We start from the raw sequence: 19,758 nt of genomic DNA on the forward strand, positions 1-19,758 counted from the left end.
GCACACCCCGGCGGCCCGACCAAAGCCTGTAGGAGGCCCGCCCCCGGGGCGATGGGGCCCAGGCCAGAACCCCTGAATCCCCATACACCCACAGCCCCTCAACCCTGAGGGAAATAATCCTGTCAATCCTGAGAAATCCTGTAAATCCAGTCTATTCGAAGAAAAACCAATCGCCGCGAGGGCGCGCCTCCCACACGGGTTCCCTACCCCGGCGGCCCGACCGAAGCCTGTGGGAGGCCCGCCCCCGGGGCGATGGGGCACTGGCCAGAACCCCTGAACCCCCATACACCCGCGGCCCCTCAACCCTGAGGGAATAATCCAGTAAATCCTGTCAATCCTGTCTATTCAGAATTCCTGTCTATTTCGCGCACGAACTCCGCCAGCCCCTCCTCCCACGGCGGCAGCCGGATCGCCGGCGACTGGATCGACTCCAGCACCGCGTACTTCGGCCGCTCCGCCGGCCGGGGAAACTCCGCCGTCGCCACCGGCACCACCGGGGTCTGTACCCCCAGCGCCCGGAACAGCTCGCAGGTCAGCCCGTACCAACTCGTCCCGCCGCTGCCGGCCAGGTGCCAGGTGCCCCAGGCCTGCGTCTCTACCAGTTCCAGCAGCGCCCGGGCGAGGTGGGGCGCATAGGTGGGCGAACCGTGCTGATCGTCCACCACCCGCACCTCGGGGCGCTCAGCCAGCCCGCGCAGGGTGTTGGGGAAGTTCCGACCCTCGGCCCCGTAGAGCCAGGCGGTGCGGACGATGTAGTGGCGCGGGCAGTGGGCGCGCACCGCCTCCTCGCCGGCCAGCTTGCCGGCCCCGTAGACATTGAGCGGCACGGTGGCGTCGTACTCGTGGTAGGGCCGGCCGGCACGGCCGTCGAAGACATAGTCGGTGGAGATGTGCAGCAGCACGGCCCCCGCGCCGGCGCAGGCCAGCGCCAGGTTGCGCGGGCCCAGGGCGTTGACCCGGCAGGCGCCCGCGGGGTCCGACTCGGCGCCGTCCACGTCGGTCCAGGCCGCGGCGTTCAGCACCAGCGCCGGCCGCAGGGCCGCCACCGCCGCCCGCACCGCCGCCAGATCCGTGATATCCAGCGCCCCGTGCCCCAGCGCCACCACCTCGTGGCCGCCGAACACAACCTGCACGGCCCGCCCGAGCTGGCCGCCGGCGCCGGTGAGCAGGACCTTCACGCCCCGCCCTCCCCGTACACGGGCAGCCGCTCCATCAACTCCGCCAGGCCCGGCGCCGCACCGTCCTTCGCCGAGAGCAGCGGCTCGCGCAGCGGCCAGTGGATGGCGAGCTCCGGGTCGTCCCAGCGGATGGCGATCTCGCTGGCGGGGTCATAGAAGGCGGTGCACTTGTACTCCACCTGCGCCATGTCGCTGAGCACGCAGAAGCCGTGGGCATAGCCCGGCGGAATGTAGACCTGGTGGAAGTTCCCGGCGCTCAGCTCCGCCCCGTACCAGCGGCCGAAGGTGGGCGAGCCGCGGCGGATGTCCACCGCCACGTCCCAGATCGCCCCCTCCACCGCCCGCACCAGCTTCCCCTGGGGATTGGCCAGCTGGGCGTGCAGCCCGCGCAGGGTGCCGCCCACCGAGCGGGAGTGGTTGTCCTGGACGAAATCCACGTCGATGCCGCCCTGGCGGAACTTCTCCCGGTGCCAGGTCTCCAGGAAGAAACCCCGGCTGTCCCGGAACACCCGGGGCTCCACCCGCACCACCCCCTCCAGCCCCGTGTCGCGGTGGAACTTCATGACCTCCCCTCCGCGACCCGCAGCAGGTACTGCCCGTAGCCGTTCTTCGCCATGGGCCCGGCGCAGCGGCGCAGCTGGTCGGCGTCGATGAACCCCTCGCGGAAGGCGATCTCCTCCACGCAGGCGATCATCAGCCCCTGCCGCTCCTGGATGGTGTGGATGAAGTTGGAGGCCGAGAGCAGCGCATCGTGGGTGCCGGTGTCGAGCCAGGCGATGCCGCGCCCGAGCAGTTCCACGTTCAGCTGCCCGCGGGCCAGGTAGGCGCGGTTGAGATCGGTAATCTCCAGCTCCCCGCGGGCCGATGGCGTCAGCCCGGCGGCCATTTCCACCACCGCGCCGTCGTAGATGTAGAGCCCGGTCACCGCGTAGGAGGACTTCGGCCGGGCGGGCTTCTCCTCGATGCTGATGGCCCGGCCCTCGCGGTCGAACTCCACCACGCCGTAGCGCTGGGGGTCCTTCACCCGGTAGCCGAACACCGTGGCGCCCTGCTCCCGCGCCACCGCCGCCTTAACCGACTCCACCAGGCCGTGGCCGTAGAAGATGTTGTCGCCCAGGATCAGCGCCACCCGGTCGCCGGCGATGAACTCCCGCCCGATGAGAAAGGCCTGGGCGATGCCCTCGGGCCGCGGCTGCGCCGCGTACTGGATGTTCAGCCCCAGGTGGGCGCCGTCCCCCAGCAGACGCACGAATCCGCCCTGGTCCTCGGGGGTGGTGATCACCAGGATGTCGCGGATACCCGCCAGCATCAGCACCGACAGCGGGTAGTAGATCATCGGCTTGTCGTAGACCGGCACCAGCTGCTTGCTGGTCCCCATGGTCAGCGGATAGAGCCGCGTCCCCGACCCGCCCGCGAGAATTATTCCCTTCAAGATTCAGTCTCCGTCACGTCTGAACAACAACCAGCAGACTGTTTGAATAGACAGGATTTACAGGATAGACAGGATGTGGGTGGAGTTTCGTCGATTGAGTCTGACATGGTTGCGACCCCTGACCCCAACCGTGCCCCATCCCCCTCCCCCCAACCCCCTCCCGCAAGGGGCGGGGGAGCCATTCGTGCCAGCGTCACGGCACTGCAACCCACCGGGTGCACCGCCCAAACTCCCTCCCCCTCAGGGGGAGGGCTGGGGAGGGGGTGGTCGGACCCAACATTGCCCGCCAACCCATCCAGGCAACTCACCCCCCCAACAAGCTATTCAGAGAAAATCCTGTCAATCCCGCCCATTCCAGAGTACTGCAATGCCCCCTCCCCCCAACCCCCTCCCGCAAGGGGAGGGGGAGCAGAGCATGCCGTGCCCCGGGCGTGTGCCTCAGGCTTTTACTCCCTCCCCCTGAGGGGGAGGGTTGGGGAGGGGGTGGTCAGACCCAACATTGCCTATCAATCCATCCAAGCAACTCACCCCCCAACAAGCTATTCAGAAAAAATTCCGTCAATCCCGTAAATCCTGTCTATTCAAAAACCAATCGTGGCAGAGACGATGACTTCACGGTCTGAACCGTCGAATCACCAGTCCGTCCACGAACCGATAGTGCTTGTCGTTGGCAGTCAGCAGATCCAGACCATGCTCCAACGCCGTCGCTGCGATCAGGGCATCGGCGAGCTGCATCGAGCTATTGAGGGAAAATTGTTCCACCAGGAAACTTGCCCGTGCCGAAATTGCCTGGTCGATGTGGATAATGGTCGCGGACCAGTAGGCCAGCGCCTGGCGCAGGATTTTCAGCTCGCGCTTATCCCGCATCCCCTGCACCAGCTCCATGTAGGTCACTGCAGAGAGGGAAAAGGCAGGCTCCCCGTCGAGAAGTTCAGCCGCCCGCTCATTCCCCCGCAGGTTCCAGATCAGGACATCCGTGTCCACCAGAATCACGGCAATTTCCTCCCGCGCCGCAGCTGGCGCACCTGCTCCTCCACATCAACCGTCTGCTCCCGCCACAGGCCAAAGGCCGGATTCCTCCCGCCCGCCTGCGGTACCTGCCCCGTTGCCGGCCAACGTGTGAGCAGGGCACGCCGCTTGCCCCGGTAGGTGATGATCACCTCCTCACCCCGGTCCGCGGCGGCCAACACCTCCGCGGTATGCAGCCTGAGATCTTTCGTGGTGGCTTCCATAGTGCCTTCCTCATAGAAGTTACACTGAAAAGTGTAACTCCAGCCGCCAGGAAAGCAATCCATAGACCAGCCGATGCCCCCCAACCCCCTCCCGCAAGGGGCGGGGGAGCCATTCGTGCCAGGCTCACGGCACCATTCAAACCAATCGCGGCGAGGGTGCCCCTCCCACACGGGTTGTCCTACCCCGGCGGCCCGACCGAAGCCTGTGGGAGGCCCGCCCCGGGGCGATGGGGCACTGGCCGGAACCCATGGGCTCACCAACATCTGGCCCTGCCCAAAGCCCCCACACAGAATCCCGTCAATCCTGTAAATCCTGTCTATTAAAGACTTTCCCTCAACCCAGCCCCAGCCGCTCCCGCTGGTACACCTTCTTCGTCACCGCCACACACCACTCAGGGTGCAACTGCGTGGCGCACGAAGTTGCCGCCGATGAAGCCGGCGCCGCCGGTGACCATAAGGGCCTTGTCCATACACACCAACCCTTTCACCTGCATACCGCCTCTGTCATGTTTACTTCATTTTCAAGCGCATGTCAGTGAAGGCGGCCCGAAACGCAAACGGGGAGGCCGAAGCCTCCCCGTTTACAGAATTGCCAGCACAACAACCCCAACTACCCCCCATAACCCTCCGGGTTCATCGACTGCCAGCGCCAGGTGTCCGCCATCATCTGCTCCAGGCCCCGCTCCGCTCTCCACCCCAGTTCCCGCTCCGCCTTGGAGGGGTCGGACCAGTACTCGGCAATGTCCCCAGCCCGCCTCGCTACAATCTCGTAAGGGACAGCCCGACCCGACGCCTGTTCGAAGGCCCGCACCATCTCCAGCACGCTGTAACCCCGCCCGGTGCCGAGGTTCCAGGTGAACACCCCCGTCTGATCGGGAAGATACTCCAGCGCCGCCAGGTGCCCCCGGGCCAGATCCACCACGTGGATATAGTCCCGCACCCCGGTACCGTCTCGGGTGGGGTAGTCCCCCCCGAAGACCGACAGCTTCTCCAGCCGCCCCACCGCCACCTGGGCGATATAAGGCAGAAGGTTGTTGGGAACCCCCTGCGGGTCCTCGCCAATGCGCCCGGACTCGTGCGCCCCCACAGGGTTGAAGTAACGCAACAGACCGACAGCCCAGCGCTCATCGGAGTGGGCCAGGTCTCCGAGCACCTCCTCCACCATCAACTTGGAACGTCCATAAGGATTGGTGGGCATGCCCGTGGGCAAGTCCTCATGGTAGGGAACCACCTCCGGCTCCCCGTAGACCGTGGCCGAGGAACTGAAGACGATGCGGAAAACACCTGCATCCGCCATCGCCCGGCACAAGGCCACCGTACCGCCCACGTTGTTGTCGTAGTAGTCCAGGGGCTTCTCTACACTCTCGCCCACCGCCTTGAGCCCGGCGAAGTGAATCACCGCATCAACGGGCTCCGAAGCGAAAACCCGGTCCAGCAAACGTGCATCCCGAACATCCCCCTCCACGAACATCGGACGCCTACCGGCAATCGCTTCCACCCGCCGCAGGGACTCCAGCGAGCTGTTGCAGAGATTATCCAGCACCACCACATCGGAGCCCGCCTGCAGCAGCTGCAGCACGGTATGGCTGCCGATATAGCCGGCGCCGCCAGTTACCAGGACTCTTCTCGACATCGGTTTTCCTTGACTCAAAAGGGATTGAAGCGACGGGAAACTACCCGAATAAGGCCAGCTTGACCCACTCCAGCGGGGGCAACAGCATCGCAGCCAATGTCCAATCGCCGCGAGGGCACCCCTCCCGTAGGTGCAGATTCATCTGCACACCCCGGCGGCCCGACCGAAGCCTGTGGGAGGCCCGCCCCCGGGGCGATAGGGCACCGGTCAAAACCCACGGACCCTCAAACAACCACGGCCCTCAACACTGAGGGAAATCCTGTCAGTCCTGAGAAATCCCGTAAATCCTGTCCATTAAACTCATTCACGAACCTGGTCACTCTCCAGGAACCACCGGTAGGTCGCTTCCAGCCCCTCGCGCAGGCCGATGGAAGGGGTCCAGCCCAGGGCTGCCAGTCGGGAGACGTCCAGGAGCTTGCGGGGGGTGCCGTCGGGCCGGCTGGGGTCGAAGACCAGTTCGCCCTGGAAGCCCACCACGGCCTTCACCGTCTCGGCGAGCTCGCGGATGGTGACATCCCGGCCCGTGCCCACGTTGATGTGCGAGACCATCGGCTCGGTGTGGGCCGCGTAGTCCTCGTCCGCCAGGCCCATCACGTGGACACAGGCGGCAGCCATGTCGTCCACGTGCAGGAACTCCCGCATGGCATTTCCGGTCCCCCAGACCGTCACGGCGTCGGCACCGGCGATCCTGGCCTCATGGAACCGGCGGATCAGGGCCGGAATCACATGGCTGTTCTCCGGGTGGAAGTTGTCCCCCCGGCCATAGAGGTTGGTGGGCATCACCGAGCGGTAGCGGGTACCGTACTGGCGATTGTAGGACTCGCACAGCTTGATCCCCGCGATCTTCGCCACCGCATAGGGCTCGTTGGTGGGCTCCAGCCTGCCTGACAACAGCGCATCCTCTGCCATCGGCTGCCCGGCGTCCCGCGGGTAGATGCAGGAACTGCCAAGGAACAGCAGGCGTTCCACGCCGGCCCGGTGGGCGGCATGGATCACGTTGCACTGGATCATCAGGTTCTCGTAGATGAACTGGGCCGGGTAGGTGTTGTTGGCGTGAATCCCGCCCACCCTGGCCGCCGCCAGCACGACATGGTCGATGTCATGCTCGGTAAAGAACCGTGCCACCGAGGCCTGGTCCAGCAAGTCCACCTCGTCCCGGCCGGCCGTGACGATATTGCAATGCCCCCGCTCCGACAGCGCCCGCACGATCGCCGACCCAACCATGCCGCGGTGGCCGGCGATGAAGATGACATCCGATGGCTTCAATACCTCACTCATGATATGTAAAGGTGGTGTACCCCTCCTGCTGGCAGAGCTGGTCCCGCTCCGCCTCGCGCAGGTCCGCCACCACCATCTCCTTCACCAGCGCCTCGAAACTCGTCCTCGGCACCCAGCCCAGCTTCTCCTTCGCCTTGGCGGGATCCCCCAGCAGGGTCTCCACCTCGGTGGGCCGGAAGTAGCGGGGGTCCACGGCCACAATCACCCTGCCCGTTTCGTCCAGCCCCTTCTCCTCCACCCCCTCGCCTTCCCAGCGCACCGCCATGCCCAGCTCCCGGCAGGCAATCTCCACGAACTGACGCACCGAGTACTGCACCCCGGTGGCGATGCAGAAATCGTCCGGCGCCTCCTGCTGCAGCATCAGCCACTGCATCTCCACATAGTCGCGGGCGTGGCCCCAGTCACGCTTGGAGTTGAGGTTGCCCAGGTAGAGGCAGTCCTGCAGCCCCAGCTTGATCCGCGCCAGGGCGCGGGTGATCTTGCGGGTGACGAAGGTCTCCCCCCGGATCGGCGACTCGTGGTTGAACAGGATGCCGTTGCAGGCGTACATCCCGTAGGCCTCCCGGTAGTTGACCGTAATCCAGTAGGCGTAGAGCTTCGCCGCCGCGTAGGGCGAGCGGGGGTAGAATGGCGTGGTCTCCCGCTGGGGCACTTCCTGCACCTTGCCGAAGAGCTCCGAGGTGGAGGCCTGGTAGAAGCGGGTCTTTTTCTCCAGCCCCAGGATCCGGATCGCCTCCAGCAGCCGCAGCGTGCCCAGGGCGTCGGAATTGGCCGTATACTCCGGCTCCTCGAAGGAGACCGCCACATGGGACTGCGCCGCCAGATTGTAGATCTCGTCCGGCTGCACCTGCTGGATGATGCGGATCAGGCTGGAGGAGTCGGTCAGGTCCCCGTGGTGCAGGATGAAACGGCGATCCGCCTCGTGGGGATCCTGGTAGAGATGGTCGATCCGGTCCGTGTTGAACAGCGAAGTCCGCCGCTTGATGCCGTGGACCTCGTACCCCTTGCCCAGCAGGAACTCGGCTAGGTAGGCGCCGTCCTGGCCGGTGATGCCCGTGATGAGTGCTTTTTTTGTCATCAATGATTCCAGTAGCGATTAACTGTGAACAAAGAACTGCGGCAGCTTGCTGAGATTCTTCCACGCCAGGGCGGTCAGGCCGCCCACGCCGTTGGACTTCAGGGCGCGGTAGTCCTCCGCCGACTTGCGCAGGATGTTGGCGAGCGAGCGGTTGCTGGCTCCACCCACCCGCATCTTCACCAGCACCTCGGGGATGTAGCCCACCTGGATTCCGCCGCGGCCGAGAAAGCGCAGCATGCAGTCATAGTCCGCGGCGATGCGGTAGCGCGTATCGAACCCCCCCAGCGCCTCGTATACGGAACGCCGGGCATAGAAGGTCGGATGGGGCGGCATCCAGCCGCGCGCCAGGCGGGCCGACGAGAACCGCCCCGCGCGCCATGTGCGCACCACCCGGTCGGGCGCCTCCTTGCGCACGTAGAGGAGATCGCCATACACCGCGCCCACCTCCGCGTCGGAAAACGCCCCGGCCACGCGGCGCAGCACATCCGTATCGGCGTACAGGTCATCGGAATGGAGAAAGCCCACCACCTCGCCGCCGGCGTGGTGCAACCCCTTGTTGAGCGCGTCGTAGATGCCGCGGTCCGGCTCGCTCACCAGCACCCCAATCCGGTCGGCATACCCCTGCAGCACCTCCAGGGTGCCATCCGTCGAGCCGCCATCGATCACGACCAGTTCCACGTCGTCATGGGACTGCGCCAGCGTCGAATCGAGTGCCGCTGCGATGGTGGCGCGGTTGTTGTAGACAGCGGTGATGACTGAGATCTTCACGCCTCCGTCGATACCTTGATGTCCAGCACCTTCTCGATGGCCTGCTCCAGCGGGTCGCCCGACTCGCGCATGTGCCGCTGTACCTCGATCACCTTCACGTCCACCAGCGTCCGGTACCACCAGCCCTGCAGGAAATGGAACACGAAACCCTGCCAGCCGTCGAGGAAGCCGAGGCGCAGAAAATAGCGGTACAGGAAATAGAGGAAGGCGCGCAGCCCCATCGGCAGCCGCACATAGACCTTGAGCTTGAGCCAGCGTTTCATTCCCGCCTGCATGCTCAGGCGTGGAGCGGTGGCCGCCTCCGCCTGTGAATTTTCATGCAGCAGCAAATCCACCGCCTCGCGGCTGGCATAGCGGTTGTGCTTGTCCGTCCACCAGGTCACGGAATTGAGGTTGATGTCGGCAATATCAGCATCCAGATGTGCGACCCCGCCCTCCACCACCATGTGCTCGTCCATCCAGCGGTTTTCGCAGCGGGCATGCCCCGTACGCCAGACGCGCAGCATGCGCAGGGGGTAAATCGCGCCATGCCGAATCCAACGGCCGAGAAAATGAATCTGCCGGTTCACCGTCAGGCCCATGACCCCGTCCGGGTAGCGCGGCAACTCCCGCGCAAGCGCGGCCGCAAGTTCCGGTGTCACCACCTCGTCGGCATCCAGCCGCATGGTCCATTGCGTATCGATGGCAGCATTGTCCAGCGCCCAGTTCATCTGCACCGAATGATTGATCCACACATGCTGCACCACCTCCGCCCCCGCCGCCCGGGCCAATTCAACGGTCTTGTCCGTGGAGAAGCAGTCGACCACGATCACCCGCCGGGCCACCCCGCGCAGGCTCTCCAGGCAGCGGGGCAGGTGCTTCTCCTCGTTGAAGGCGAGAATGATGACGGTCAGGTCGGCGGGCATGAGTCAGGGCTTGCGCGCAATTGCGATCATGGACTTCGCCAGGGGCGGAACCCGCCCCACACGCGTGAAGGCGATGTCACGGAAACCTGCTTCTTTCAGCAAGACCCCCAGTGTCCGGACCGACCAGAACTTGATATGACCGTGGTCCCACAGTGCCGTGAAGTGCGCGTCCATCCGACCGGTCAGCGCCAGGACCAGGTTCTTCCAGTAGCCATGGTAGGGCGTGGAGATGATAGCCGTCCCACCCGGCTCCAGCAGGTCAAACAGCGTCGCCGCATACTTTCGGGGAAAGTAAACATGCTCGACCACCTCCAGGCTGGTCACCACGGGAAACCGCCCATAGCTGGCCGACAAATCGTCATAGGCAGAACCGGCGTATAGCTTGAGGTGCGGGAAACGGGAGTTGGCCTGGGCGATACCATCTGTAGAGGGGTCGATCCCGGTAACATCCCAGCCATGCTGCGAGAGCACGTTCGCCACGCTGCCATTGCCGCACCCCAGTTCGAACAGACGCCCCTCCCGCAGCCGCCGGAGTTCCTTCAACAATGCGGGCAGCAGGTAGTCATGGGAGGAAGTCAGCTCAGAATCATCCCAGCGATAACCTGATATTTCAGTCTGCTCCATTCTCTTCACTTTTGAACTCCCGTCGCTTGACCGGCGCTGCGGGATTCCCCTTGGCCACCATCCATTGCGGGAGATCACTAAACACACTCGAGCGCGCTGTTACCACAGCCCCGTCGCCAATAGTCACTCCCGGACCGACGAACACATCAGCAGTGATCCACACCCACTCGCCAATCGTAATGGGTGCGGTGACGAGTGGCATAGCCGCCTGGGTGTAATCATGGCTGGCGGAACACAGGAAACTGTACTGGCTTATCGTGGAGTGGGCACCGATACGAATCTTGTCCACGCAGTAGCAATCCACCCCTTCACTCAAGCAGGCATGATCGCCCATTTCGAGATTCCATGGCGCCCATATGCGGGCTGACGGATACGGGTGTACCCCCTTGCCCAGCTTGGCACCGAATAGGCGCAGTAGCAGACAACGCCAGGCGTGTAGCGGGCGCGGTGTTGGCCGGTAGAGCACCAGCCACACGACCTGCCAGAGCATACGTGCGAACTTGTCTCGGAAAGTAAGGCGCTGGCTACGCACCGCTAGGCCTATGAGGTGGTTCAATCCAGACGCACGCAATCAGGCCGAGGCCCTTGTCCCAGCACCCATGCATACACCGAGCACATCTGCGCAGCAACGGCAGGCCATGTGAAGCGGTCCTCCACTAACGCACAACCGCGACTGCCCATTTCGGCAAGCTCATCGCTGCTCATTTCAAAAAGCGTACCCAAGCCTTGGCGGATCGACTCCACGTTCGGCTCCATTGGAACCGCTGCATCGGCGGCGAAACCCTCCGGGAGATTACACTGTGAGGTCATCAGTACAGGCAGTCGGTGGGCCCACGCTTCAAGTACGGCCATGGGCAGCCCCTCACTGAAGGAAGGAAGAACGAAAGCATCGGCACGCAACAAACTCGCCAACTTCTGCTTCTCGAACTGCGGCCCCACGAAGTGTACAGTCGACCCGATACCAAGCCCTTCTACCAAACCTTCAAGCTCCGCTTGGTTGCCGTTCTGGTCCCATCCGGCAACAACCAAATGCCACGACCTGCCGTGCGACGCGCGCAGTTCCTGCGCCCACGCATGAAGCAGATTTGCCAAACCCTTCTTAGGATGTATACGACCAAGAAACAACAAGACCCGACTCTGCAAGGGGATTTTGTCCAACCAACTCGGCTCTACCCCGTCAGCGCTAAGCAGCGGTAATTCGACACCGTTTGGGATAATCGCCACAGGATTTCGCAGGCCATACGCCCGTATTGATTCATACTCTGAATCACAGAGTGCATGCAAACACGTAGCTCGCCGCAGGTGTCGATTCTCATACGCCCACCCTGCCAGTTTCTTCTTAACAGCCGAATTGCGTATGGCCCACGGATCCAACATTCCATGGGGTGACACAACCCTGGGTGCACCCTTGTTTCCTGCCCATCGTGAACTCACTACTGACGGATACATCCACAATCCGTGGGCATGCACCAGGTCCACTTGTCCCATTCTCAAAGCCGCCCCCATCCCCGGGGCAAAAGCGAACGAAGCCGGACCCCGCGTAGTGCACAGCGTTATATCAAGCCCTTGCCACTGTTCAATATCATCTGCCGCGAACCGATCATCGACCGAATAGACACTTACCTCACATCCCTGTCGACTCACCTCCTGCGACAGTGAACGTACCGCCCAAAACAATCCCCCTGCCCGCCGTGAAATAGCTGCGGTAACGATGCCAATCCTCATTTTGGTTCCAACACCCGCAGGATCATACTGTCCAGCACACCGGGTTTCTTTATGGGAGCCTGCCCGGCACACTCCAGAGTTCCGTGCAATCCTTGTGCGAAAGTCTCGAGCGTCCACCGACTGACAATTTTCTCACTAGCCCGGCCCATTGCCGTGCGGTCACAGGATTCCGATGCCATTTCCCACATTTGGGTTGCCAACTGCCCAACGCCCCCCGGATCCACGGTGAAGCCGTTTACCCCCTCTCGCACAAGGTCTGGTGCACATCCGCATTTCTCCGAAACCAGGACCGGCAGACCTGCAGCCATCGCCTCGTTGACGACCAATCCCCATGTCTCGCTTGAGCTAGGTAGCACGAAGACGTCTGCCAACCCATAGTAAGCGGGCAATTCTTCATAGTCCTTATAGCCCGGCAGGCGGATCAAATCCTCCAATCCGAGATTCTGGACCAACGCCCAAATCTCTCCGCGTAATGGGCCATCGCCCACCAGAACCAATCCCCACGGCTGAGTCCCACAGTCAACAACATAATGTGCATACGCCAGCACGAGTCCTGTCAAGTTCTTGACGTCAATAAAGCGAGCACACGTCAGAAAGTAATGCTCCGGCAGGTCCAATTCTTCTCGCAGGAACGTCGCCTTGGCTCGTGCACGCTGCGCCCCTTCTCGAAAATGCTCATTATCCACCACATCATAACCTGTCCAGATTCGTTCTTCCGGCATCCCCAGGTTAATCAGGTACTCCATTCCTCGTACACCAGAGGTGAGAGCACTTCCATATAATTTCGTAATCCTTGATTTCACCCACTCCTTCCACCCAACACGTGGTCTGTCATGCCATGTGCTATCAGAGAGCAGTACAGACGGAACACCCCCTTGCACACACCATCTTAGAACCGGATACAACGCAGGCGAATTACGCCCAAAGACAACGCCATCCGGCTTCACGTCGTTCAACAGCGCAATTAGACGCGTCGCCGATCTGCGATCCGATGGAACCGGCTCATCTGCCCCATAGGCTCGAAGCACCTGCAACTCTTCATTCTCACCACCTCCAAACCACGGGTAGTCTACCTGTGCCCCAACCCGCTCTATTACTGTCAAATCCCACCCAACAGCTTGGCACCAAGCTGTCGCTTTACTTAGCCGCGCGCGATGATAGGGACCAAGAGCATCAAAAATTATGACTGCACGCTTCGGCGATTCCTTCACAGTTACCATCACCTATGAATCTCGTTCGAAGACGCGCTTCCACACTCGGCCGGCCTCTCGCTCATAATTCATGTTCGAAACCGCAATCTGCTGCACGCGCGCACGCGTGGCTGCCAATTCTTCGCTTGACACCCCACCCAACCGTGCCAAGACATCGCCTATCTCCTCAGGGTCATAGGGATCGGCTACCGCCCCAATATCATGCCTGCGGACCAACAGATCCAGCCCAGGATAGTTGGCGGCTACGACCGGCAGTCCGCAACGCAAGTACTCCGTGAGTCTGCCAGGACACTGATAGAAGTGACCAATTCCAGAGTTCGGGTACAACAACAGACCAATATCGCAAGCCGCGTAAACCCGAAGCAAATAGTCGAATGGCAATCTTTCAAGACACAACACTCTTCCGCAGACAGCAGGGTATCCTGGATCCGCCTCAAGTTGTGCCCGACGGCTGGAATCATCCATTCCCGTAAAAACCAGGGCGAAGTTATCTGGAAGTTGCGCCAGCGCCCGCAATGATTCCGGCGACATGCGGTCAACGCCGTAGGGCCCGCCCGCGATCACCAGTCGCGCACCACTGAGCTCTTCCATTCCAAGTCTACTCAAGAGCCCTCTCCGCAAACTCTCATCACGCGCAGGGACGGGCCAGTCCGCCGGCAGGGCGGTTGGTACCACCTCGGGCATTTTTGGCAACCGATACAGGCTCGCCATAAATCGAGCGCGGTTGACTTCATTGCAGATCACCACATCGGCCCGACGCGCAACGAATTGCTCCGTTATTTCGTAAAGCCAGTGTTGACCCGGACCCAAGAAATCCTGGGTATGATAAATCGTGCGTCGCCGACTACCGAGCATCCACAATATAGCTGCGAAGGGTGTCTGTTGCGCGCCCTGCACATAAATATATTTAACCCTCGCCTTGCGAGCCTCGTGAAGCATTCGCTTCACGAGTAGCAGCGCTGACGCCACGCCGGACTTCTTGACAAGAATGTAATTGAGTTGCGGATACTCCACAAGCCAATCCGGCGGCGGTTGGTTTCCCCAGGCGATATAAGTGACACTGATATTATTCCGCGAAAGTTGAAGAGCACTCATCGCCTGATGCGGAGCCCCATCATCCCCTATGGGATACCCCAGAAACACAATACACGTTGCGGTCATACAACTCCCTGTCACTTCTTGCCTTAGGCTACTACCAGGCGACCCTTAATCCGCTCACATAGTAGCGCGGCCGTCTCGATCTTAGCCAACACAACCGTACACTACTATTCTGCGAGTTTTTCTTTTTGCTCGGGAGGTATCGGTAGGCCGCGATAGGTAAGTAGACGACGACGGGACGCATATATCAGCATCGGCGTCAGGAACAGGTACAGGGTGATCAGCCGACCAGGCAAGATAAAGATCGAGCCTACCACTGCGGTTGGGATCAGGATCGAGATCATGACGTACCAGATCTGCATGCCATGATTTTCCTTCTGCAAGGCTCCTTCCCATATGCGCCGCACGATAATGGCGGCAAAGTAGTAAAATAACGCACCGAAATACCAGAATTCCGTAAATGCGTTTGCGGGGCCTGTCGGATTACTTCCGTATGGCATGACCCAACCGTATCGCTTCCACAAACTGTCCTCATCAAACCCTATCCGGATCATCAATGCTTCCTTTACATCACCGCCGACAATCTGCCGCGGGACCAACATGCTCACAACAGCATTGTAAAAGGAGCTACCTAGTCCAAAGTTGAGGTCCTGCTGAACAGCCGCTGCTCGAACAATGAAAGAATCAAACTCGGCATAGCCAGTTCCGGAGAATACGTCAGCCACTTCTGAACGCACCTGAATCTCCCGGATCTGTTCCATGTCAATCCCGTACTGCGTGATGGTTCTATATTGCGGCATGATCACGATTGCAACGAAGACGAACACTCCTCCAGCGATCGCCGTCCATCGGGGAGGCGTCCAGCGACGCATGAAATACAAACTCAACAGTATTACCAGTATGATGAAGACCAGAGTGGATCTTCGACCCAGAAAGATCACAGTCAAGAGCGGATAGACCGAGAAAAGCGCAACTGTTATGCCACGCACCGCTGAGGGCCTGTTCAGAAAGGAAAGTAGTGCGAACAGCAAGCCCGGATAGATCAGCTGTCCAAAGAAAACATACCTTACGGGCAGGCCGGACCACACCAGGCCATAGTGCCCTCCCCCTGTGAACTGGGCGACGAACCCACCGGTCAGCACGGCCAACTTGTACTGGAAATAGAAGCCCACTACGTAAAGCAGGACCGCTGCATGGAAGAGTCTTCGGTGCGAGTGTGCCCGCCGCTTCGGACTGGGTAACAATCCCCGCCTCTTCCATGCCCTACTGTGATACCCGAGCCACCCCGCCTGCACGCAAATAATGGACATCAGGAGCGCAAGTTCCATGCCGCCGTCATGCAACACCTGGGGCGGAAACTTGGACGGATTGCTCAGGGCGCCAAATGCCTGGGGTACTATATAGAACAACCATGCTGCCCCAAAGAGCGTGGGAAACTGATACAACCTATCTGCCCTTTTCAGGCCCCACCAAAAGCTCCTGACGCTGAGCGCAACCAGTATCCAGAATAGTCCCCAGGCGATCAATCTGCCGTCCTCTTGTTGAGAACCGTCAATAGTCGCTTTGCATACGCCGCCTCCGAAACCACCGCACACTTCCGAGTCGCATTGAAGCCAAACTCCGCTAGTCGTTCAGGCGCATCAGAAAGCCATGACAGCCTTTCGCAAATGCTATTCGCATCCCGGATCGGAACAATAAATCCGTCTTCGCCATCACTCACCACGCTACCGGTATTGTCTGTACAAATCACAGGCAGACCGGCCGCCAAGGCTTCATATGAGGCCGTCGCAGAACCCTCACAAAGTGAGGGCAACAGGAAAACATCCGCCCATGCGTAGTGCTTCGGCATGTCACTTCGCGGAACCGATCCCAGCACCTGGACATGGGAAGAAAGATCTCGCAACACGCCTGGCCGAAGGTCAATCGGACCTACTGCCCGGAATTGCGCACGCGGTCCCATGAGCTTTGCCGCCTCCAACACATAAGGTGTTCCCTTACGCAGCCCAACCGAACCGACCATCAAGACCCGGAGTGGACCCTCGTATCGCCTTTCCCTGACATGTCCCTGATAGCGGGCCAGATGCACGCCGTAGGGAACGACCTCACAACGCTCAACCGGTCCACCGCACAATCCTATTGCCGTTCTTACAAATTCCGAACCGCAGAGAATCAGGTCCGCTTGGCTCCACTCCGCTTCCTCGGTTTCGCACAGGCGGTCAAAGACCGACTCATTGGTAGGCCTCTCACCCCACTCCGGGTGTGCTTCAGCCTCCTCCAGCATCAGCTGCCTCTCGAAACGCAGCGGCGCGATGGTTTGCTCCATCACAGCTCGAAAGCCCGCTCGACGCGCTGCGGATAGAAGCGGGAGACCGGCCCCGTTGAACGTGTAGACCGCACGCGCAGAGCCGAAGCCCCCATTCAGGATTCTCCGACAGAACTCCTGGTTTGCCCAAAGATTGACTGCCGTCCTCTCTGCGGCCGTGCGGGCCTTGCGGAGTCGCCACGCGTACCGCACACCAAACCAATCAAAGCTTGAGATCTTGGCCTGAGGAATTCCTTCAGGCGACCGACCCAGAATCTTTCGAACTGGACCATTCTGAAGCGATTGCGGAAGCAGACTCAAGGCGCGCAACAGTCCCGTCGATGAACAAATATCGGTATAGAGGTGACCCAGTTGGCCAGCATTCTGCAGAATCCTTGGAACGGAATAGTGCATGCGGGCGCCGAGTTGTGCTACCAGGAATGGATATGGTTCAGACATGTGTTGAAGTCAATAGAGTGGTCAAAATCGTTTTCAGGCCGCTGACGCACCAGATACAGGATACAGCAATGCAACCGCATCCGCCGGCCCGGTCCAACTCTCGCCCACCAAGTGGGATTGCGTCGTCACTGCGCTGTCCGGCCCCGCATCAGCGCAAACGTGCCGCCAGGATCCGCCCATAGCCTTTGGCCCAAGCCGGAACGTAACGCCGCCAACCTGGCCGTAACGCGGCGGGGTAATGCCAAGACTCCAATGCCAGCGGGGAATGGATTGCGTGACGAGATGCCATCAGGGTCCGCAAAACGTCGTGGTACTGTTCCGCCATCTGCCCGACGTCAAAGCGCGCCAATGCCGCTGAATGTGCGTTACTGCTCAACCGGTCGAGAAGTGTTCGGTCGTCTGCCAGTCGATTGAGCGCGTCGGCAGCGCGACGGATGCTCCCGACGGGAAATAGCAGCCCGGTCACACCGTCTTCGACGACAAAGTCGGTCACGCCCCGAATCAGAGAGGCAACAGGCACACAGCCGGTAACCATAGCCTCCACAAGAGACAGTCCGAGGCCTTCAAACCGCGACGGGAACAGCAGCACGTCATGCCGAGCCATCAAGTCAGCCACCTGGGCGGGCGGGACCGCGCCCAGGAAGTTAAAACTGCTGGAACTGCCACGCGCAGCAGCCTTCAGCGCACCCAGATCGGGGCCATCACCAGCAATCGTGAACCTTATGTCGGGCCGATTCAGCCTTCTGGCGATTCGCGGTATATCCAAAACCCCTTTGGACGAATTCTCGACTCGCCCCAGGCATAGGACTCGCAGTACGGCCTCGGAATGGTCGCGCCTGGTCGACGCAAATGGGCTGAGGTCACATCCATTAGGGATGGCATGTGTCCGCTCAGGGTCGAAACCGTGGCGACGAACCAAGTCTTTACGGACCCTCGGCGATACTCCCACGGTCGCGTGCACGAAGTCGCGGATTGCACGGGCGTGGGCATACGTTCCCGGCGTGATGCTATGCACTATCAGGAGGCGAAAGAAGTGCTCTGGAAGGTATCTTGCCAGGTTGGGCTGAAGCACCCCACCCAGCACGTCGAGGATCACACCATCGAACCTCTCACTTTCGAGATAGGCGATCACCGCCGCGGCCTGCTCCCGGTCCGAGGCGGCGTCCATGCCGACAACAATCCCGTGGGCGCGTTCCGCCTCCATCCCAGGCTCGTTCCAGGCTTCTATGCCCCTTGGGCCGATACCGATCCAGCGCATCTCAACGCCATGTTCCGCCAAGCCCTGACGCAAACGACTGGCTACGGAATAAACACCACCTATCATCGGAATGGCAAAACTAGCGATTTTCATAACTAAATAATATTAAGGCAAATAAAGCTGTATCCCACGCACACACCTGACATGCAACCCTCGTTATGCTTGCGTGGCACCACACCTCTCCGTCAGCAACATAATGTACAAGAGCAGCGCATTTCTCGACTACATCTTTATTCAGTGCGCAAGCACACGAACCCTCGTCGACCACTCCATGCCGAACGCGTGTATTGCAATATCACTTTCAGTTATCCACGATGCATTTGTCGAAGGAAACATTTACCCATTCTTATGCCAGGCGCCTCAATGTAGCCCATCGTTAATGTCGAAACATAGTATGTTAGCGTAACGACCGACACAAATAGCAGTACAAGTTGCCCCTCAGGTAATTTGACAAACTCGTAAACTCCAAAGTTAAACAACAACTCATTCACAATATAAAGAACAATAAAGTGAATTATATACATCGAGTAGGAGCTTTTACCAATCTCAATTAAAGCACGAAAAACAATATTGCTGGGTATACCCACACCAGATATTTTGATAGTTATAATTGAAAATGCAACAGCCGATAGAGCTGGATAAGCAAAGCCATCAAAGCCTGTATCATACACGCGGTCATTCAGCAGGAAACAACTTTCAACGATTAAAAACGCAGCGAGCGCAAGATGTGCTGCGGATATTTTATAATTCAGCATTCTAAATGTTGCCATTCCAATAAGAAATACGTTTATTTGATTAATAATAAGTGCATATATATACCCAAATTGATCATTAGGAATTACCCGATCCAGAATTTCTCTGTCGACCAGATGCGGCTGAACATGGCATATGGCATAATACTGAACTAAGAATGAAAACACCGCAACAACGATTATTAACAGAAAGAATTGCGTCAGACTCATCCTGCGAAGCAATAGATACATAACCGGAAAAATCGCATAAAATGATACTTCTGTGGCGATACTCCAGCCTCCAGGAACAACGAAGTTAAAGTTGAAAGGGTCGAATCCGTGTAGGAATAGGATATTCTCCACAATTCCGGAGATCGTATAACCCTTCGGAACAGCCAACTGCCCTCCCTGATATAGACTCAACCCGGATCGCCACACGAAATACAGAATGATTCCAAAATAATACAAAGGTGCAATGCGGAAAAAGCGTCTAATATAGAAGTTTGTTGGGGAACTTTCGTCACGCTCACTCGCAGAGAGGCACAGAGTTAGGGCGGAAGCAACAAAGAATAGTTGAACCCCCACTTGTCCATAGTTACAAATCCAAGCCACTAGCGTCGAAAGCCCACCTATGTTCTGGTGGCTATGCACCGCAATTACACCAAGAATTGCCACGCCCCTTAGAACATCTATGTATTGATGCCGTACTGCAGCGTCAGCACTACCTATTCGCATAAAAGGGTTGATCAACGCTTTACCCAAAGAACATCCAATATCACACCAACTTGCTTTCTGGACGGAACAAAGGTCCGCAAATACATTTCAACCGCCCCAGCGTGAAGCATG

At 59.8% G+C, this 19,758-nt stretch carries 19 protein-coding genes and 1 pseudogene; all 20 read right to left on the reverse strand.

Features of this window, described 5'->3' with window-relative positions; translation table 11 throughout:
- Positions 1–341: 341 nt before the first annotated feature.
- The 20 genes and pseudogenes from rfbD to DFQ59_RS07630 all read right to left on the reverse strand — a co-directional run bounded on the left by rfbD (position 342) and on the right by DFQ59_RS07630 (position 19,674).
- Positions 342–1,178, reverse strand: a complete 837-nt coding sequence (gene rfbD / locus DFQ59_RS07540) for a dTDP-4-dehydrorhamnose reductase (protein ID WP_114279050.1) — start codon at positions 1,176–1,178, stop codon at positions 342–344.
- The gene (gene rfbC, locus DFQ59_RS07545; RefSeq protein ID WP_114279051.1) at positions 1,175–1,741 is read right to left on the reverse strand and encodes a dTDP-4-dehydrorhamnose 3,5-epimerase; all 567 of its coding nucleotides are present in this window, start codon (positions 1,739–1,741) and stop codon (positions 1,175–1,177) included. The genes rfbD and rfbC overlap by 4 nt, the downstream gene beginning before the upstream one ends.
- Entirely contained in the window at positions 1,738–2,610 is an 873-nt protein-coding gene (gene rfbA, locus DFQ59_RS07550; protein ID WP_114279052.1) for a glucose-1-phosphate thymidylyltransferase RfbA, read from the reverse strand. The genes rfbC and rfbA overlap by 4 nt, the downstream gene beginning before the upstream one ends.
- A gap of 612 nt (positions 2,611–3,222) precedes the next feature.
- A complete protein-coding gene (locus tag DFQ59_RS07555; protein ID WP_114279216.1) occupies positions 3,223–3,600 on the reverse strand; it encodes a type II toxin-antitoxin system VapC family toxin in 378 nt (125 codons plus the stop codon).
- On the reverse strand, positions 3,600–3,842 hold the full coding sequence (locus DFQ59_RS07560) for a type II toxin-antitoxin system Phd/YefM family antitoxin (RefSeq protein ID WP_114279053.1): 243 nt from the start codon (positions 3,840–3,842) through the stop codon (positions 3,600–3,602). Before DFQ59_RS07560 ends, DFQ59_RS07555 begins: the two co-directional genes overlap by 1 nt.
- Positions 3,843–4,452: 610 nt before the next feature.
- Positions 4,453–5,475: a UDP-glucose 4-epimerase GalE gene (gene galE / locus DFQ59_RS07565; RefSeq protein ID WP_211314817.1), complete on the reverse strand. Its 1,023-nt coding sequence runs from the start codon at positions 5,473–5,475 to the stop codon at positions 4,453–4,455.
- 300 nt (positions 5,476–5,775) lie between these two features.
- Positions 5,776–6,753, reverse strand: coding sequence for a GDP-L-fucose synthase (gene fcl / locus DFQ59_RS07570; RefSeq protein ID WP_114279054.1), 978 nt, complete (start codon positions 6,751–6,753; stop codon positions 5,776–5,778).
- Positions 6,746–7,831, reverse strand: coding sequence for a GDP-mannose 4,6-dehydratase (gene gmd / locus DFQ59_RS07575; protein WP_114279055.1), 1,086 nt, complete (start codon positions 7,829–7,831; stop codon positions 6,746–6,748). The genes fcl and gmd overlap by 8 nt, the downstream gene beginning before the upstream one ends.
- Before the next feature lie 18 nt (positions 7,832–7,849).
- Positions 7,850–8,599, reverse strand: coding sequence for a glycosyltransferase family 2 protein (locus DFQ59_RS07580; protein ID WP_114279056.1), 750 nt, complete (start codon positions 8,597–8,599; stop codon positions 7,850–7,852).
- Entirely contained in the window at positions 8,596–9,504 is a 909-nt protein-coding gene (locus tag DFQ59_RS07585) for a glycosyltransferase family 2 protein (protein WP_114279057.1), read from the reverse strand. Before DFQ59_RS07585 ends, DFQ59_RS07580 begins: the two co-directional genes overlap by 4 nt.
- A 3-nt stretch (positions 9,505–9,507) precedes the next feature.
- Positions 9,508–10,128 carry a class I SAM-dependent methyltransferase gene (locus DFQ59_RS07590; RefSeq protein ID WP_114279058.1) on the reverse strand — a complete coding sequence of 207 codons (621 nt, stop codon included), beginning with the start codon at positions 10,126–10,128 and terminating at the stop codon, positions 9,508–9,510.
- Positions 10,115–10,462, reverse strand: a complete 348-nt coding sequence (locus tag DFQ59_RS20040) for a putative colanic acid biosynthesis acetyltransferase (protein WP_211314818.1) — start codon at positions 10,460–10,462, stop codon at positions 10,115–10,117. The genes DFQ59_RS07590 and DFQ59_RS20040 overlap by 14 nt, the downstream gene beginning before the upstream one ends.
- A 218-nt stretch (positions 10,463–10,680) precedes the next feature.
- Positions 10,681–11,286, reverse strand: a complete 606-nt coding sequence (locus tag DFQ59_RS20215) for a glycosyltransferase (protein ID WP_245937211.1) — start codon at positions 11,284–11,286, stop codon at positions 10,681–10,683.
- Positions 11,287–11,334: 48 nt separating this feature from the next.
- Positions 11,335–11,853: pseudogene (locus DFQ59_RS20635) on the reverse strand (glycosyltransferase); the annotation flags it as partial.
- Positions 11,850–12,599 carry a glycosyltransferase gene (locus DFQ59_RS19790; protein ID WP_170142076.1) on the reverse strand — a complete coding sequence of 250 codons (750 nt, stop codon included), beginning with the start codon at positions 12,597–12,599 and terminating at the stop codon, positions 11,850–11,852. The pseudogene DFQ59_RS20635 and the gene DFQ59_RS19790, both read right to left, overlap by 4 nt.
- A gap of 477 nt (positions 12,600–13,076) precedes the next feature.
- Positions 13,077–14,225 (reverse strand): glycosyltransferase, encoded by a 1,149-nt coding sequence (locus DFQ59_RS07610; RefSeq protein ID WP_114279061.1) that lies wholly within the window; start codon positions 14,223–14,225, stop codon positions 13,077–13,079.
- A 104-nt stretch (positions 14,226–14,329) separates the two neighbouring features.
- On the reverse strand, positions 14,330–15,688 hold the full coding sequence (locus DFQ59_RS07615; RefSeq protein WP_114279062.1) for a hypothetical protein: 1,359 nt from the start codon (positions 15,686–15,688) through the stop codon (positions 14,330–14,332).
- Complete coding sequence (locus tag DFQ59_RS19795) at positions 15,685–16,485, reverse strand: glycosyltransferase family 4 protein (protein WP_170142077.1); 801 nt, start codon at positions 16,483–16,485, stop codon at positions 15,685–15,687. Before DFQ59_RS19795 ends, DFQ59_RS07615 begins: the two co-directional genes overlap by 4 nt.
- Before the next feature lie 586 nt (positions 16,486–17,071).
- Positions 17,072–18,274, reverse strand: a complete 1,203-nt coding sequence (locus tag DFQ59_RS07625) for a glycosyltransferase (RefSeq protein WP_114279064.1) — start codon at positions 18,272–18,274, stop codon at positions 17,072–17,074.
- 212 nt (positions 18,275–18,486) lie between these two features.
- Positions 18,487–19,674, reverse strand: coding sequence for an acyltransferase family protein (locus tag DFQ59_RS07630; RefSeq protein ID WP_147275191.1), 1,188 nt, complete (start codon positions 19,672–19,674; stop codon positions 18,487–18,489).
- Positions 19,675–19,758 lie beyond the last annotated feature (84 nt).

The organism is Thioalbus denitrificans, from assembly GCF_003337735.1.
Lineage (GTDB): Bacteria > Pseudomonadota > Gammaproteobacteria > DSM-26407 > DSM-26407 > Thioalbus > Thioalbus denitrificans.

Coding starts and splice junctions, on each gene's coding strand:
- rfbC (WP_114279051.1), bottom strand. CDS start 1,741: ATGAAGTTCCACCGCGACACGGGGCTGGAGGGGGTGGTGCGGGTGGAG.
- DFQ59_RS07560 (WP_114279053.1), bottom strand. CDS start 3,842: ATGGAAGCCACCACGAAAGATCTCAGGCTGCATACCGCGGAGGTGTTG.
- galE (WP_211314817.1), bottom strand. CDS start 5,475: ATGTCGAGAAGAGTCCTGGTAACTGGCGGCGCCGGCTATATCGGCAGC.
- fcl (WP_114279054.1), bottom strand. CDS start 6,753: ATGAGTGAGGTATTGAAGCCATCGGATGTCATCTTCATCGCCGGCCAC.
- gmd (WP_114279055.1), bottom strand. CDS start 7,831: ATGACAAAAAAAGCACTCATCACGGGCATCACCGGCCAGGACGGCGCC.
- DFQ59_RS07585 (WP_114279057.1), bottom strand. CDS start 9,504: ATGCCCGCCGACCTGACCGTCATCATTCTCGCCTTCAACGAGGAGAAG.
- DFQ59_RS07590 (WP_114279058.1), bottom strand. CDS start 10,128: ATGGAGCAGACTGAAATATCAGGTTATCGCTGGGATGATTCTGAGCTG.
- DFQ59_RS20040 (WP_211314818.1), bottom strand. CDS start 10,462: ATGGGCGATCATGCCTGCTTGAGTGAAGGGGTGGATTGCTACTGCGTG.
- DFQ59_RS19790 (WP_170142076.1), bottom strand. CDS start 12,599: ATGGAGTACCTGATTAACCTGGGGATGCCGGAAGAACGAATCTGGACA.
- DFQ59_RS07610 (WP_114279061.1), bottom strand. CDS start 14,225: ATGACCGCAACGTGTATTGTGTTTCTGGGGTATCCCATAGGGGATGAT.
- DFQ59_RS19795 (WP_170142077.1), bottom strand. CDS start 16,485: ATGGAGCAAACCATCGCGCCGCTGCGTTTCGAGAGGCAGCTGATGCTG.
- DFQ59_RS07625 (WP_114279064.1), bottom strand. CDS start 18,274: ATGAAAATCGCTAGTTTTGCCATTCCGATGATAGGTGGTGTTTATTCC.